Below are 16,004 nucleotides of genomic sequence, written 5' to 3' on the forward strand. Positions count from 1 at the left end.
ATTGGTATAAGCCGGCCAGCTTATCAGTTAATTATGCAAGAGATGCTGTGATAATCGCCATTGAATATACTTCCATGGCATTGCAGCCTCTTGACAGGTCATTTATCTGTGCATTAAGTCCAAGAAGGATCGGTCCGTATGCTTCGAAATTGCCCATACGCTGTGCAATCTTGTAACCAAGGTTACCTGCATCAATGTTAGGGAAGATAAATGTGTTTGCATGTCCTGCCACGGGAGAGTTGGGCGTCTTGTTTCTGGCAACTCTGGGTGATACAGCAGCATCAAACTGAAGCTCACCATCGATCGGGATCTCAGGGAATTTCTCCTGAGCCTTTCTTGTAGCATTCTGCATCTTTGTTACTGAAGGGCTCTTAGCTGATCCCTTTGTCGAGAATGAAAGGAATGCAACCTTGGGGTCTACGCCAAATGCCTTAGCGCAGTCTACTGTTTCCTTACAGATCTCTACAAGCTCATCCTCATTGGGATCCATGTTGATCGCACAGTCACCCATTGCGATCACTTCGTTGTCCCCTGTAGCTGAAGGGCGAACCAGAATAAAGCATGAGGAAACGATTGTGCTTCCGGGCTTTGTCTTGATGATCTGAAGTGCAGGGCGAACCGTATCAGCTGTTGAATATGTTGCACCACCAAGAAGACAGTCAGCCTTCTTCATCTTAACAAGCATCGTGCCAAAATAATTGGACTGAGAAAGAATCTCCCTTGCCTTTTCAGGTGTCATGCCCTTGCTCTTGCGAAGTTCCACAAATTCTGCGACCATTTCCTCAAAATCAGGATAATTTGCAGGATCTATTATGTTTGCGCCTCTTATGTTGTATCCTGCCTCTTCTGCTGTTTTATTGATAACATCGGGATTACCTAAAAGAATAGGCTTTAAGAAGTTGCTTGCAAGAAGTCTTGAAGCAGCCTCAAGTATTCTCTCATCTTCTCCCTCTGTAAATACTATTGTCTTAGGATTTGCTTTAAGTTTAGCTATCATATCGCCAAAACCGTACATTGTTCTATTCCTCCTGATGATTATTTATAATCTGCGAAAATATAAGACTTATTACAGCAAAAGCTGCAAAGAAAATATTATGCTGACAACATTATTAATATTTTGTGCGAAACGATTATAACTCCATCCAGTTTTTTACTCAAGAATAGATAAAAAAATATCAATCTTTTGAAAATCTTTCATTCAGTCACTATAACAACACCCCAAGGCTTGACAGTAATATTACCGCCTTTTGCACATTTTTCTCCCGTAAGGATGTCTTCTCCTTCATTTACATTTTTAGCAGTAACTTCTTTTTGAGAAAAGTTGAAATAGAAATCAACCTTTTTACCCTCAGAATTAATGCCACTCCTTTGAATAACAGGGAATCTGTTTTCACAGGTAAGTAACCCAAGATCTATCAAAACATCCTCAAGGATCAAAGACAGCATCTCCTTTGAGGGGCGGCATCCCATATACACTGCACTTCCCTTTCCGAAAGTATTTCTTGTTATTGCCGCGGTTTTTTCTAATCCGGGATGAGAATAATAAGCCAAAACTTCAGGCGATGCCCCATCTTCAATATTAAGGAGCTCCATAAAATCTCTTACCTTATAAAGGTCAGTATCATTTTCTTTCCCCTTGTAAATCAGTCTGACATCACCAGGCCACATAAATTCACTGTAGCTTATGCCAAACACTTTTGAGAGTCCGTGAGGAGTCTCGTCATGCCATACTTTTGTATGTTCGTTTGCAAAAGCGCTCTTAAATGTAGTAAACAGATTTCCTCCATCTTCCACATATTTTTTCAGAGCATCGATTTCCTCTTGCGAAGCCGCATACATAGCGGGTGTAAACACAAGCTCATATTTGTTTAAGTCCCCGATATTCTGAGGCCAGATAAAATCACATTCAACATTAAGACGGTAAAGCGCTTCATAAATATCCATGAGAACGTCATTATACTTAACATTAAAAGTCTCATCGATAGGAAAAACATCAAGAGCGGTAAGGGATCTTTGGCTCACATAAATTGCCACCTTATTGTTCTTTTTAAGGTGCATTATCTTAGAGCCTATCTTCTTAAACTCATTTCCAACAACAGATGCCTCTTTGTAAATAGCATTTTCCTTAAAATCATGGGACAAAACGCCCTTCCAATATGTCTCAAACGAGTTATGGAGTGAATGCCAGTGCCAGTATTCAACCATGTCTGCGCCGTTTGCAATGTGCGCATACGCCTGCTGCCTCAGCTGATTTTTAAAAGGAGTCCATCCGGGAAAGCCCTGCGCCTGTGTTTCAAGCACATAATAATTATTCCCCTTGACAGATCTTGTCACATCTCCGCCAAAGGCAATCTCCATACCGGTAAGCTTATCCTGCGAGGGATGATATATATCAACGCCTGCAATATCCAGGACTTTGCAGTTGTCGTACACATCTGTTTCTCCGTTTATACCGTATGAATATCCTATCCAGTTAAAATCGGTATTATGGGTGATAAACTGATCTTCTCTTAGATACTCTCGCACAATGCCTGCCTGAAATGAAAAAAGTCAGTTACAGATTTCATGGATTAGTCCGGAAGATCGATGTGCTTGCCATCTCTGTGCATTGAGAACTTATCCATAGGATAATTCTTAAGGTTATCAAGCACCTTTCTTCCATCGGCTTTTGCAAGAAGACCGGCTCTTGCCTTGGTGATTTCAACCTCTGTTTTATGCTTTGAAGGTCCGCCAAGACATCCTCCGGGACAAACCATACCCTCGATAAAGTCTTCTGGGAGCTTTCCCATCTTAAGAAGCGTAAGTGCTTTCTTACAGTCAATACCACCTGCTGCTCTAAGAAGCTTAAGTTCTGATGTGTCCTGACCTCTCTCCTGCATACATTCTATAACTGCATTGGCAACACCGCCACTTGTAGCAAATCTCTTACCCCAGATTGAAGACTCCTGATACTCATCTTCAACAGGCTCAAATTCAATATCCCTGGAGCGCATAAGAGAACGAAGTTCACCGTAAGTAACAACAAAATCAGCATTATCCGGAACTGATGTGTCCTGAGCCTCTGATTTTTTTGCAATGCAGGGACCTATAAATACAGTAACGCATCCGGGATGTGTAACCTTAAGGTATCTTGAAATAGCACACATAGGAGATACTGTTGTGGACATATTCTCCTTGAACTGATCCGGGAAGTGTTTCTTAAGCATATTGATAAATGCAGGGCAGCATGATGTAGTCATCTTCTTACCTTCTGCGTATGCTTCAGCCCATTCCTTTGACTCATAAGCAGCTGTCATATCGCCGCCAAGACCAACTTCAACCATATCTGCAAAGCCAAGCTTTTTAAGCGCATTCTTTACTGCAGCCATTGAGATATTTTCGCCAAACTGTCCCTCTGTCGCAGGAGCGCACATTGCTATGACTTCTTTTCCGGCTTTGATAGCCTCAATTATCTGAACAAGGAATGTTCTTGAGCCTATAGCTCCGAAAGGACAACTATGTATGCAGTGTCCGCACTGGATACACTTATCTTCATCTATTTTGCAGAATCCATATTCATCATAAGTGATAGCTCCAACAGGGCAAGCCTTGTGGCAGGGTCTCTCAAGATGGACTATCGCTCCGTAAGGGCAGGCCTTGGCGCACATTCCGCACTCCTTACACTTGGCGGGATCAATGTGCATTCTTACATCACCGGGATGAATTGCCTCAAATTTACATGAGTTGAGGCATGCCTTACCAATACAGAATCTGCAGTTATCAGTAACAGAAAATGATGCAATGGGGCATTCGTCGCAGGCAGGGTCTATAACCTGAACAATGTTTTGGGACCCCTCATTATAAGTAGGTGCCTGTCCGCATGCCAGTCTGATTCTCTGTCTTACAATTTCTCTTTCCTTATAAACACAGCATCTGTAATCAGGCTTGGGGCCTGGGCTTATCTTGAGCACGATCTGTTCCTTATGCTCTTCGTCAAGTTTATCTTCCCACGCAAGTCTGCATACTTCCTCCATAATGTTGTGCTTTAAACTGATTATACCTTTGTCATTTGTTACCATAAAATCTCCTCTAAATCACCGGTTTTATCCGTATACCCCAAAGAAGTATCCTTATCCGGTATTAAACCTGATAGTTGTGCCTCTTAACTAACACTAACATATATTAGCTTAAAGTTCTATGATTCTGCCAAAATCAAACTCTTCGCCGTCGTGTGCTGTTATAAAAAGCGGGGATCTTCCCTGCTTTTCTCTTATATATTTTATTGCCTTTTCCCTGTTTTCTTTATCAAGTCCCGCAAAGGGCTCGTCCATTATCAGCATATCAAAAGGAATTGAGCACGCTCTTACTATTGCAACTCTTCTCTTCATTCCTCCCGACAGCTCTCTTACTGGTTTCTTTAAGCAATCAGCAGGGAGCAGTTTTAAAAGCTCTTCCTCTGCTACCTTTGCGGAATTCTTTTTATTCACCATGACCACATTTTCTATGGCATTAAAATCCTCGCAAAGCCTGTTTTCCTGAAATACAACGCCCGCGTTAAGATATGGATATTTGTAATCACCCATAAGGTGTACTCTGCCTTCATCCGCTTCCTCAAGACCAAGCAGAATCCTTACCAGCGTTGTCTTTCCTTTTCCGGAAGGTCCGGTTATCACATAGGTATGATCATTTTCTATCTCCAGATTAAAATGATCCAGAACTTTTAGATCGCCATAGGATTTTGTAATATTTTCAAGATCAATTGTCATTTACCGCTCCTTTCCCGCAAAAAACATTTAAAAGAAGTGTAATGACTTTCTCCGTAATCCATGATACCAATACAATGACCGCTGTCCATGCAAACAACTCTCCGGTATCAAGATATATTTTTGCGTTGTACAAACCATTTCCCATGGATGATATGGGTTGCCCTATTACTTCAGCAGCAACACCGCTCTTAAAGCCCATGCCGACAGAAAGCGCGATAGCATTCTTAAATACAGGAAGAACCAGGGGAATATAAATATATCTTATCTGATTAAACATGGGCATTCTGTATACATATGCCATTTCAATCAGCTTTGTAGCCCTGCTTCTAAGCCCCGTAAGTACAGAAGTATATACTATCGGAAATACAACAAGTGCCGAGATCACTGTTGAAAGATTGCTGTTTCCGATCCATATAAGTACAAGAACAACAAAACTCGCAACAGGAACCGCCTTGATCATAAGTACTATAGGCGATAAAAATTCATCGAGTATTTTGTATTTGTATGACAGACTTCCAAGAAGTGTTCCACCAAGAACACCTGCAAGAATTCCTGCCATGATATGCAGATAGGATGATAAGACTGAATCAAAAAAGATTGTATCCTTAGACATCTTCACAAGTGAAGTTATTGTCTGAAAAGGTCCTGCAAAAAGAATATCATTATGAATGATGATTGCAATGATCTGCCAGATGATCAGCCAAAAAAGAACTATACCTATTTTTTTTAATATTTTCATATTATCCCCAAAAAACTAATCCCCATTAAACAATCATTTAAGTGTGAATGCGTAAAAATCATCAGAAGGAACTGAGCCGCCTACTGCCTTAGGATCTGCATTAAATAAAACATCAAGATATCCGGAAAGCGCATCCTTTGCTTCCTGGCCAGATATGCATACAATATTGCACTCAGGCATCGCTACTTCTGCGATTTCTTTTTTCTCTATAATGCCATACTCGGCAACGAGCTGCGCACTTTCAGGAAGAGCACTCTTTGTAAGCTCTGTGCTTCTTTTATGTTCCTCTAAAAATGTAGTCACTTCTTTTTCGTGTTCATCTAAGAAGTCATTTCTAACCACGGTAACACCTGTAAGAAGCTGTGAGCCTTCAGAAATCTTATCCCATTCTCCCGTAAGACTGAAAGCTATTTTGATCTCACTGTTCTTCATTGTTGCAGCTGTTACAAAAGGCTGCGGAAGTACAGCTATCTTTGTAGGATCCTCAGCAAGGATTGCTGCTATCTCTGTTGCTTCTGATTTAAACTCTACATTGCAGTCAGTGACACCGTACTGCTCCAAAAGGTAATTGAGTACATACTCAGGAGATGCTCCCTGACCTGTTGTTATAACAGTTTTACCGGCAAGATCTTCCATTCCTTTTACTGTATCATCCCCTGTTACGCAGTATAAAACGCCAAGAGTATTTATATCAACAAGGCTAACACCGCCCTCTGTCTTATTATATAAAACTGAGGCTACATTAGCTGGAACAAGCGCTATATCGAGGTCGCCCGAAACCACCTTTGCAAGTATCGCATCAGGCTGAGTTTCCATTGTAAACTCATAATTTCCGCTGCAGCTTCCTTCTTCCGATTCCTTCATAAGGTTTACAAGGCCCATTGTTGTAGGTCCTTTAAGTGAACCAACTCTTACAACCTCATAGCTTTCGTCTTCTTCAATATCAGTAGCATTTTCCGTATTGCTGCTTGCATCTTCAGAAGTCTCAGTTGCAGCATCTGATTCTTCTGAATCATTAGTATTTTCATCATTCTGCGCATTACTTGCGCTTTCGTCTGCCTCTGCATTTTCTTCTTCAGTTACTGCTTCGGTTTTTGTTGATTTTAATGTATCTGCATCTTCTTCAGTTGTGCTCTTTTCACCACAAGCCGTAGCAAAAGTCATACAGCAAAGCGAAGCACCTAATAATGTGATAAACTTTTTCTTCATAATATCTGTCTCCGTCCTCTCGAAACTCAGTGCTCTCCACTATCAGAGAACACCGTTTTTCATTATAACATAAAAAGGAGAATGATTATTAATCAATTCTCCTTTCAGCAAATTCATATAAAGCCTATATAAGAGCAAAATGTTTCATCGCATTGCTTATACCGTTATTTTCAAGGGATGTGGTAATGTAGTCGGCATAAGCACTAAGATCATGATATGTTTCACCCATTGCGATCCCGGTTCCTGCGGCTACAAGCATATCTATGTCATTTACACTGTCTCCGAATGAAAAAGTATTCTTAATATCCTCTCCCAAAAGCTCGCAGACCTTTTTGATTCCGGTTCCCTTGTTAAATCCTTTGGGTACCATCTCAACAACGGTATCTGTATGTACTATGTAATCATAGATATCTTCCAGCTTTTTAAAGCATTCGTCTCTTTTTTCAACAGAAACATCTGTTTTGCAGGACAGTTTCTGGATCTCCCATTTGCCCCATGAGTCTTTGATACCGCGAAGCATATCTCCCATCTCTCTTATTACTTTCGCACCGTACATATCATCCTTAAAATCGTCTGTTTCAAGATAAAGATGCTTATGTCCTTCAAGAATAGGCTTAAAGTTATATCCCCATATAGTGTTAAGTGTATGGATAATGGTATCCGTGTCTATCATTTGGTTATAAATTACTTCATCATTGTACTCGATCATCGTCCCGCAAGCAGATACTATGCCGTCAAATCCGATGCCAAGAAGCTCCTTGTTTGTAACAAAGCCTCGTGATCTTCCTGTATTGATAAAGCATTTATGTCCGTTCTTTCTCGCCTTCCTGATGGCATTTATGGTACTTTGGGGAATTTCATTTTTGTAATTCCACAAAGTGCCGTCTATATCAAAAAATAAAATCATAAATCCAATCCTAAACTATTATCTCCAAAGTCCCCAGAGGAATACGTAAGCTCCTATAACAGCAGCAAGTGTAAAGGGAATACCAATTCTTGCAAAGTCCTTAAAACTTACTTCATAGCCTTCTTTTCTAAGCATTCCTACACCTGCGATGTTGCAGCTTGCACCTACAGGAGTGATATTTCCTCCAAGTGTTGCTCCGCACAGGAGTCCAAAATAAAGAAGATACGGCTCTATTCCAAGAGCAAGTGTTACGCCCTGAAGTACAGGAAGCATTGTCGCAACATAAGGAATGTTATCGATAAATGCAGATATAAGTACAGAACCCCATACAACTATTGTAAAGAGAACAAAGAGATTATTTCCGCCTGCAGTTACAATGAGATTCGCAAGATCATCTACGAGTCCTACATTTGTAACACCGCCTATTACCATGAAAAGTCCTGTAAGAAGGAGGACTGTATCATAGTCAAGATTCTTTACAACCTTAGTAATGCGTTCAAAATCATGATCCTTGATATACTCCCAAGCCATTCCGACAAGTGAGCAAACAAGACAGATCATACCGTTTGTGATCTCAGGTTTATTTTCTATAAAAGAAGCTCCCATAAGAAGTACTACATGGGCAACCATCATAATTGTAGGAACGTAATCGGTTACCACAGTCTTTTCCGTAGATGAAACGGGCTCTTTGTCCTTTCTAAAGAGGATCATCATGATCGGAACCGTAAGAATAGCGCCAAGCTCAACTGCAAAGAATATGCCAGGTCTCTTATTCATCCAGAAGAAGTCCATAAAGTCCATTCCGGCATAAGCACCAAGCATGATTGATGTTGTATCACCTACAAGTGTCGCTGCTCCCTGAAGGTTTGATGAAACCGCAATTGAAATTATCATGGGAACAGGGTTTATCTTAAGCTTTTTACAGATTGCAAGTCCGACAGGGGCAACCATAAGAAGTGTAGCCACATTGTCGATAAATGCAGATATTATGCCCGAAAAAAGAGACATAAAAATTGTTACCCACATTACATTGGGAGCAAGATCAAGAAGCTTGTCCGCTATAAGATTAGGCATCTTGGATTCGATAAAGTAGTCAACAAGCAGCAATGTTCCGAATATCATAAGAAGAACATTCCAGTCAACTACCTCCAAAACTTCTGTGTAAGGAAGAATGCCGGTAACAATATAGATTCCCGCAACAACAAGTGCTATGATCGCACGTCTTTTCGGAAATGCAATAAGTCCTACATACATTGCAATAAATAAAATGATTGCCAGTGTTTTCATTAGATAATAATCCTTTCAGTATCAGTTTTTAAGTAGAACATTGCAGTCATTTCTGCAAAATCCTGTTAATTATATCATGTTTATGCTCTTGTGAACCATTAAATCAAATTAATCGAATTTCCTAAGCTCTGAATATGCCAGCGGCACTGTAATTACAAGTGAGAGTATATCTGCTACCGCCTGTGTTATTTCAACGCCGAATATTCCAAATACTCTTGGAAGTATAAGGATCAGAGGTATAAAGAAAATACCGTTTCTTGCAGACGAAGTGATCGTTGCTTTCATTCCTTTTCCAATGGACTGAAGCATCATGTTGCTTATAACTATGCATCCGCTTAAGGGAAGAGTTGCCGCCTGCCATCTAAGCGCAACTGCTCCAACAGCTATAACATCAGGATCTTTTCTGAAAACAGAAATGATAAAAGGAGCATTGATAAAGCACAAAACGCCTATCACTGTAAGAAATATCGTCGAATACTTAACGCAGAAGAAATATCCTTCCTTTACCCTCTTCTTAAGACCTGCTCCGTAATTAAAAGAGCACACAGGCTGATACCCTTGTCCAAATCCGATAAGAGCTGAGGCCATCATCATCATGACTCTGGTAGTAACGGACATACCCGCGATCGCAGCATCCCCGCCCAGACTTCCTGCCGCTTTGTTTAAAAGAAGCGTCGAAAGCGCAGCAAGCCCCTGTCTGAATAATGAAGGTGCCCCTCCGTTTATTATTTCCTTGATAAAATGAAAATTGATATGAACGTTACTTAGATGGATCCTAATGTTACCGCCTTTTTTGCTTCCAATGTAGAGAACAGCAAAGCTGGTAATCTGTCCCATGATCGTCGCAATTGCAGCGCCTGAAACACCCATTTTGAATCCTAGAATAAGAAGCGGATCAAGTATCAGATTCATAAGCGCACCGCTCATAAGACCTGCCATTGCATATACGGCACTTCCCTGAAATCTAAGCTGATTGTTTATGACAAACTGCCCGGTCATAAACGGTGCTCCAATGAGGATTATCCTCATGTAATTTCTGGTATCTTCAAGAGTGGTCTCTGTAGAACCGATCAGTCTCGCTAAATCGTCAATAAAAAAATTGCCAGCTACAGCCATTACAATGCCCATCAAAATGGCAAGTGCAAAGCCCGTAGCTGCCATATTACTTGCTTCTTCGTTATTTCCTGCGCCAAGCATTCTCGATAAATAATTACCGGAGCCATGTCCAAAGAAGAATCCAAGAGCCTGGATAAGAGCCATTACGGTAAATACAAGTCCAACAGCTGCGGTTGCTTCCGTAGATATTTTTCCAACAAAAAATGTATCAGCAGTATTGTAAATTGCAGTCACCAGCATGCTTATAATTGTGGGTATCGCCAGCTTGATTATGAGCTCGGGAACCGGCGTCTGTATCATCATCTCCCGTCTTCTTTGGTTTTTATCCATAAATCCTACTCTTGTTAATATTATTATTAAGGGAAATCACATTCCCTTCTTGATCCTTAGAATATTCTGCCCATTCTTATACTCATATTCCACATCATCCATGCTCTTCTTAACCATGAATATTCCAAGTCCTCCTATCTGCCTCTCTTCAGCAGATAGAGATACATCAGGATCTTCCTTGGCAAGCGGATCATACGGAACACCATTGTCAATGAAAGTCAGAACAGCAGAAAGCGGTTCTTTTATAATTTCAACTCTGATAGTCGCATTCCCAGTCTCAGGGCTATATGCATAATGAGCTATATTGACAAAAATCTCTTCAACCGCAACATCTATCTGCATCTGAATTTTCATACTGCATCCGACTTCTTCGATCTGTTCATCAACAAATGCAAGTACTTCATTCAAATTTTCAACTTTTGCCTCAATATCGAGTTGTCGCATATTAGTTTCCCCTCATCTAAAAAACTCTATTTGCGCTACATTATAATTATAAACTCTTTTGCGTCAAAAAAACACCAAAAAATTATTAAATTATAAATACATTTTTCTTTTTCTCTCAATCATTTGGCTTATGTCGTTCATATAAAGGGTCACATCCTTTACATTATCGCATCTTTCAATGCGTCCATCCCCATAAACTCTCTTTGAAACAGTACCTGCTCCAAGCGCAACTATAGACTGCACCTCTTCCATCATAAGAATATTGTAAATACCGGCTTTTCCTTCCTCTGCATAACCTGTATTTTCCAGATTTCCGGAGATGTTTTTCTGTCTGTACATGTAGTAAGGCATAAGCCCCATACTGCGCGCACCGGCAGCAGCTATTTCCATCATCCTTCCCGTATCACTCTCAAGGAAGTACCCTTCATTTCTTATATGCTCCGCAAGTCGTGAACCCCGCTTTACAGAAAGAGAATGAACCGTAAGATCATTTGGTCTTAGCTTTTCTATCTCGCGCATGGTATGCTCCACATCGCTAAGCTCTTCTCCCGGAAGTCCCAGGATAATGTCCATATTTATATTATCAAAGCCTTCTTCCCTGGCCATATTGTAGGCATCCACAAACTGAGCTACGCTGTGCTGCCTTCCAATTCTCTTTAATGTCTCATCGCTCATCGTCTGAGGATTTACAGATATCCTCGAAACGCCGCACTCCTTCATGGCTCTTAATTTATCTCTTGTTATGGAATCGGGTCTTCCGGACTCAACTGTAAATTCAGAAATATTACTGATGTCAATTTTATTGCCAAGATATCCTATAAGCCTTCTTATCTGGTCGGGCTCCAAAGTCGTGGGTGTGCCTCCGCCTATGTATACGGAGTTGACCTTTTTATTGCCAAAAGCTTCAGCCACGAAGTCGATTTCCTTTTCAAGACAGGTCAGATAATCTCCGACTCTCTTAGCCCACGTAACTATCGGGAATGAAGTAAATGAGCAGTACAGGCATGTCGTAGGACAAAAAGGAATTCCTATATATATGCTATAGCCGTCCTCATGATCGATCGAGTCAAGGATTGCCTTTTCCCTTTTGGCAATTCCAAGAGATAAATCTATTTTTTCATCGGATACAAAAAATGTATCCTTCATGTATTCCCTTATCTCATCGGAATTTTTGCCCTCATAGAGCATCTGCATGGGAATCCTTGTAGGTCTTATTCCGGTAAGTGCTCCCCATGGCAGTTCGTGTCCGACTTTTTGTGAAAGCTGGCTGTACATAAGCTGCTTCAAAGCATTTTTAGGTGTGCTCTTAGATGCTTTAGTCCCATTTGTGGAATTATCGGAAAGGTCATTATCTTCTGTAAATTGCGCCTTCCCTTCCTGGAGCTTTTCACCGTTTTCCAGGATTATCATCTCCACATTCTTATTCTCATCATCAAAGATCATATCTATCTTAAAGATTTCTTTTTCAAGACTTCCGTTTTCCTTCTTTGCCTCTATCTCTTCTTTTGTCAAAACAAGAACATCTTCTGCAGGATAGAATGCCTTCACAAGAGAATGGATGTCATATTTAAATCTGTCTTTACTTACTTCTACTAAAATCAATTTCTTTAGAACTTCCTTTATAAAAATGAATTGTATTTTTTCTCATAGCCAATGGTCGTGGCCGGTCCGTGCCCCGGATATACTATTGTTTCATCAGGCAAAACAAGAAGCTTTTCCCTGCACGATCTGACAAGCGTGCTCATTGATCCTCCGGGAAAATCAGTCCTTCCGACCGAACCCTCAAAAAGTGTATCTCCGCTTATCAGTATCCCATCTTCATAAAAATAATAACAGCAGCTTCCTTCCGTATGTCCCGGAGTTGCAAGAAGTCTGAACTTAAGACCTGCTGCAGACAATTCCTCATTATCCTTCAAAAATCCATCCGGATTTACAGTAAGATTTAACCCATAATCAGCAGATAGGTTGTACTCTGTATCCTCGCAGAGGCGCTTTTCATTTTCATAGCAGTAAACCTTTGCACCCGATAGTTCCGCAAGCTCTTTCACGCCGCCTATATGATCAAAATGCGCGTGGGTAAGGTATATCGCTTCTACGCAAAAGTTTCTGTCCTTAAGTGCTTCGTATATTCTGTCCCCGCTGTCTGCAGGATCAAAGAAAACAACGGGTGTTGGCTCATCTGTACCTGTGCCCGCTTCATGGTCTTTTCCGTCTTCCTTATAAACAAAATAGCAATTAGTCTGCACCATTCCAAGCATCATAGAACCAACTGCAGCTTCGCCTATCTCTCTTTTTTTCATATATACTCCACCAATAAAATATACTGAGCATTTAGCTCAGTATATCAACCTGTTGTTCTCTCTATATCAATAACGCTATCGATATTTCTTATCTTATCAACAATTTCGCCAAGTTCTTCTCTGCTGGCTACCTGGAAAGATGTCTCCATTGTAGCAAGTCCCTGTTTGCTGGTCCTAGTGTTCATGGAAATGATATCAACATTCTTTTCAGTAAGAGCCCTTGATACATCTGCAAGAAGTCCGGGTCTGTTATTTGCAAATATGTTAATAGTCGCAACATATTTTTCGCCAAGCGCTCTGCTCTCCCATTTGGCCTCAATGAGTCTTGTCCTGTCTTCACTTTGCATGTTCTGGACGTTTACGCAGTCTTTTCTGTGAATAGAAACTCCTCGGCCTCTTGTGACAAATCCGACAATCGGATCTCCGGGAACAGGATTGCAGCACTTCGAAAATCTTACAGCAACATCATGGATGCCTTTAACGATAATGGCACTTCCGCTACTGCTGACCTTCGGAGTAACACTCGTCTCCGCAACCGCAAGAAGAACTTCCTCATCTGTAATATTCCTCTTGTGATCCTTATCGTACAGTTCAAGTATCTTGTTTACGACCTGGCCTTCCTTTAGTCCGCCATGTCCAATTGCAGCAAGGATCGCATCCCAGCTGTGGAAACCATACTTCCTGACAATGATTTCCTGATACTCCTGCTTCATCACACTGTAAATGTCAATTCCTTTGGCTTTACAGTAATCAATCAAAAGTTCCTTACCCCTATTGATATTTTCTTCCTTGAACTCATGTCTGAACCACTGATTAATCTTGTTCTTAGTAGATGTGCTTCCGACAATACTAAGCCAGTCTCTGCTGGGTCCCTTTGAATTCTGGCTGGTAAGGATTTCTATTCTGTCACCGTTCTGGATCCTGTAATCAATAGGAACAAGCTTTCCGTTTACCTTTGCTCCTATCATCTTATTTCCAACAGCACTATGTATGCTGTATGCAAAATCTATTGGTGTAGAGCCTGCAGGTAGATTCTTGACTTCGCCGTTTGGAGTAAAGCAGTATACATCCTCAGAAAACAGGTTCAGATCGCTCTTTAAGAGATTCATGAATTCCTGGTTATCCGACATGTCCTGTTGCCACTCCAGGATCTGTCTCAGCCATGTAAGCTTCTCTTCTTCCTGGCCTTCTACGTGCTTTCCGTCAGAAGCTTCTTTATATTTCCAATGCGCAGCAATACCGTATTCAGCTGCGCGGTGCATATCATAGGTTCTGATCTGTATTTCAAAGGGCTGTCCCGATGCGCCGATAAGAGTCGTATGAAGCGACTGATACATATTGGGCTTGGGCATCGCAATATAGTCCTTGAATCGTCCGGGAATAGGCTTATACAGCTCATGGATAACACCAAGAGATGCATAGCAGTCCTTTACGGAATCGACTATTATCCTGACAGCAAACAGATCGTATATCTGATCCAGAGTTTTACCCTGGTTGTGCATTTTCTTATATATACTGAAAAAGTGTTTTACTCTTCCGTTTACTTCGCCGTTTATTCCGGCATTTTTAATGTGATTTTTTACTTCATCACATATCTCGTCAACATATTTTTCACGCTCAATCTTTCTCTGCGCAACTCTCTTTACAAGATCGTAGTAAATATCCGGTTCAAGATATTTAAGTGAAAGGTCATCAAGCTCAATCTTGATCTTGCTGATACCAAGCCTTCCCGCTATAGGGCTGTATATATCAAGTGTTTCCTGCGCGATCCTCTGCTGCTTTTCAGGCGGCATATGCTTGAGAGTACGCATATTATGCAGTCTGTCCGCAAGCTTTATAAGGATTACTCTGATATCCTTTGCCATTGCAAGGAACATCTTTCTAAGGTTCTGAGCCTGCATCTCCATCTGATCGGGAGTTTTCTTTGCATAATCTCCGGAAAGAGCAAGGCTCTGCAACTTGGTCACACCGTCTACAAGAAGCGCAACATCTGCACCAAACTGCTCCTCAACCTGTTCCTTGGTATAGATAGTATCTTCAACGACATCGTGAAGAAGACCTGCTGCGATTGTTTCCTTATCAAGTTCCAGATCTGCAAGAATTATCGCAACGCAGAGCGGATGAATAATATAAGGCTCACCTGACTTTCGCAGTTGCTCCTTATGAGCCTCTGCGGCAGCCTGATAAGCCTTTTCAATAAGCGTAATGTCATCTGAAGGATGATATTTATGGACACGTTTAATAAGCCCTTCATAAAGGGCTTCAGGGGTCTGAAACTCATCTATAGATTCAATTTTGCCGTCATCAAATTCTGTTGCCCCCATGTGTCCTCCAAATAACTGTTATTATTTTCCTTCGTAAGAAAGTGCTGCATAAAGCTTATAAGGTGCGATAGCTTCTCTGCCCTTAAGTCCCTTAAGCTCCATCATTGTAAGAACACCTACAACTTCTCCGCCAAGGCGCTCAATAAGCTTGCACATAGCTTTAATAGTACCACCTGTAGCAATAAGGTCATCAACGATAAGAACCTTCTGACTGGGTTTGATGGAATCCTTGTGCATCTCAACTACAGCCTTGCCGTATTCAAGGTCATATGATTCCTCGATTGTATCCCAGGGAAGCTTGCCCTTTTTTCTGACCATAACAAAACCCTTGTGAAGATTGTATGCGATTGCTGTTCCGAAGATAAAGCCTCTTGACTCTGCTCCTACAACCACATCAAAATCGATATCTTTTACAAGATCCTGCATTTCATTTATAGCCATATGAAGTCCATCCGGATCCTGTAATACGCTTGTGATGTCGCGAAACATTACTCCCGGCTCAGGGAAATCCGGCACTGTTCTTACATACTCATCTAATTTTTTCATTCTGTTACCTCTATATCTTTTAATAAAATCATCCTGCATATATAAACAATACATGCA

General features: G+C 41.0%; 14 protein-coding genes and 1 pseudogene. All 15 read right to left on the reverse strand.

Annotated elements, in window-relative coordinates:
• Nucleotides 1-31: 31 nt before the first annotated feature.
• Nucleotides 32-1,015, reverse strand: coding sequence for a phosphate acetyltransferase (gene pta, locus T543_RS06945; protein WP_035767154.1), 984 nt, complete (start codon nt 1,013-1,015; stop codon nt 32-34).
• Nucleotides 1,016-1,194: 179 nt separating this feature from the next.
• Nucleotides 1,195-2,058: a beta-galactosidase gene (locus tag T543_RS16400; protein WP_304412757.1), complete on the reverse strand. Its 864-nt coding sequence runs from the start codon at nt 2,056-2,058 to the stop codon at nt 1,195-1,197.
• A gap of 24 nt (nt 2,059-2,082) precedes the next feature.
• A pseudogene (locus T543_RS16405) lies at nt 2,083-2,532 on the reverse strand (beta-galactosidase); the annotation flags it as partial.
• A 38-nt stretch (nt 2,533-2,570) separates the two neighbouring features.
• The gene (locus T543_RS06955; RefSeq protein ID WP_035767157.1) at nt 2,571-4,058 is read right to left on the reverse strand and encodes a 4Fe-4S dicluster domain-containing protein; all 1,488 of its coding nucleotides are present in this window, start codon (nt 4,056-4,058) and stop codon (nt 2,571-2,573) included.
• A gap of 108 nt (nt 4,059-4,166) precedes the next feature.
• Entirely contained in the window at nt 4,167-4,745 is a 579-nt protein-coding gene (locus tag T543_RS06960; RefSeq protein WP_035767158.1) for an ABC transporter ATP-binding protein, read from the reverse strand.
• The gene (locus tag T543_RS06965; protein ID WP_035767159.1) at nt 4,735-5,484 is read right to left on the reverse strand and encodes an ABC transporter permease; all 750 of its coding nucleotides are present in this window, start codon (nt 5,482-5,484) and stop codon (nt 4,735-4,737) included. Before T543_RS06965 ends, T543_RS06960 begins: the two co-directional genes overlap by 11 nt.
• A gap of 33 nt (nt 5,485-5,517) precedes the next feature.
• Nucleotides 5,518-6,693 (reverse strand): ABC transporter substrate-binding protein, encoded by a 1,176-nt coding sequence (locus T543_RS06970; RefSeq protein ID WP_035767160.1) that lies wholly within the window; start codon nt 6,691-6,693, stop codon nt 5,518-5,520.
• A 124-nt stretch (nt 6,694-6,817) separates the two neighbouring features.
• A complete protein-coding gene (locus T543_RS06975; protein ID WP_035767161.1) occupies nt 6,818-7,600 on the reverse strand; it encodes a Cof-type HAD-IIB family hydrolase in 783 nt (260 codons plus the stop codon).
• Between the two features lie 18 nt (nt 7,601-7,618).
• On the reverse strand, nt 7,619-8,887 hold the full coding sequence (locus tag T543_RS06980; RefSeq protein WP_035767162.1) for an ArsB/NhaD family transporter: 1,269 nt from the start codon (nt 8,885-8,887) through the stop codon (nt 7,619-7,621).
• A 108-nt stretch (nt 8,888-8,995) separates the two neighbouring features.
• Nucleotides 8,996-10,333, reverse strand: a complete 1,338-nt coding sequence (locus T543_RS06985; RefSeq protein ID WP_197023942.1) for an MATE family efflux transporter — start codon at nt 10,331-10,333, stop codon at nt 8,996-8,998.
• Between the two features lie 36 nt (nt 10,334-10,369).
• Nucleotides 10,370-10,777: an ATP-binding protein gene (locus tag T543_RS06990; protein ID WP_035767165.1), complete on the reverse strand. Its 408-nt coding sequence runs from the start codon at nt 10,775-10,777 to the stop codon at nt 10,370-10,372.
• Between the two features lie 90 nt (nt 10,778-10,867).
• Entirely contained in the window at nt 10,868-12,379 is a 1,512-nt protein-coding gene (gene hemZ, locus T543_RS06995) for a coproporphyrinogen dehydrogenase HemZ (RefSeq protein ID WP_035767166.1), read from the reverse strand.
• A 17-nt stretch (nt 12,380-12,396) separates the two neighbouring features.
• Entirely contained in the window at nt 12,397-13,077 is a 681-nt protein-coding gene (locus T543_RS07000) for an MBL fold metallo-hydrolase (protein ID WP_051638608.1), read from the reverse strand.
• Nucleotides 13,078-13,121: 44 nt separating this feature from the next.
• Nucleotides 13,122-15,401 (reverse strand): RelA/SpoT family protein, encoded by a 2,280-nt coding sequence (locus tag T543_RS07005; protein WP_035767167.1) that lies wholly within the window; start codon nt 15,399-15,401, stop codon nt 13,122-13,124.
• A 21-nt stretch (nt 15,402-15,422) separates the two neighbouring features.
• On the reverse strand, nt 15,423-15,947 hold the full coding sequence (locus T543_RS07010; protein WP_035767168.1) for an adenine phosphoribosyltransferase: 525 nt from the start codon (nt 15,945-15,947) through the stop codon (nt 15,423-15,425).
• Nucleotides 15,948-16,004: the final 57 nt, after the last annotated feature.

It is taken from the genome of Butyrivibrio sp. NC2002, from assembly GCF_000702265.1.
Classification (GTDB): domain Bacteria; phylum Bacillota; class Clostridia; order Lachnospirales; family Lachnospiraceae; genus Butyrivibrio.

Coding starts and splice junctions, on each gene's coding strand:
- pta (WP_035767154.1), bottom strand. CDS start 1,015: ATGTACGGTTTTGGCGATATGATAGCTAAACTTAAAGCAAATCCTAAG.
- T543_RS16400 (WP_304412757.1), bottom strand. CDS start 2,058: ATGCACCTTAAAAAGAACAATAAGGTGGCAATTTATGTGAGCCAAAGA.
- T543_RS06955 (WP_035767157.1), bottom strand. CDS start 4,058: ATGGTAACAAATGACAAAGGTATAATCAGTTTAAAGCACAACATTATG.
- T543_RS06960 (WP_035767158.1), bottom strand. CDS start 4,745: ATGACAATTGATCTTGAAAATATTACAAAATCCTATGGCGATCTAAAA.
- T543_RS06965 (WP_035767159.1), bottom strand. CDS start 5,484: ATGAAAATATTAAAAAAAATAGGTATAGTTCTTTTTTGGCTGATCATC.
- T543_RS06970 (WP_035767160.1), bottom strand. CDS start 6,693: ATGAAGAAAAAGTTTATCACATTATTAGGTGCTTCGCTTTGCTGTATG.
- T543_RS06975 (WP_035767161.1), bottom strand. CDS start 7,600: ATGATTTTATTTTTTGATATAGACGGCACTTTGTGGAATTACAAAAAT.
- T543_RS06980 (WP_035767162.1), bottom strand. CDS start 8,887: ATGAAAACACTGGCAATCATTTTATTTATTGCAATGTATGTAGGACTT.
- T543_RS06985 (WP_197023942.1), bottom strand. CDS start 10,333: ATGGATAAAAACCAAAGAAGACGGGAGATGATGATACAGACGCCGGTT.
- T543_RS06990 (WP_035767165.1), bottom strand. CDS start 10,777: ATGCGACAACTCGATATTGAGGCAAAAGTTGAAAATTTGAATGAAGTA.
- T543_RS07000 (WP_051638608.1), bottom strand. CDS start 13,077: ATGAAAAAAAGAGAGATAGGCGAAGCTGCAGTTGGTTCTATGATGCTT.
- T543_RS07005 (WP_035767167.1), bottom strand. CDS start 15,401: ATGGGGGCAACAGAATTTGATGACGGCAAAATTGAATCTATAGATGAG.
- T543_RS07010 (WP_035767168.1), bottom strand. CDS start 15,947: ATGAAAAAATTAGATGAGTATGTAAGAACAGTGCCGGATTTCCCTGAG.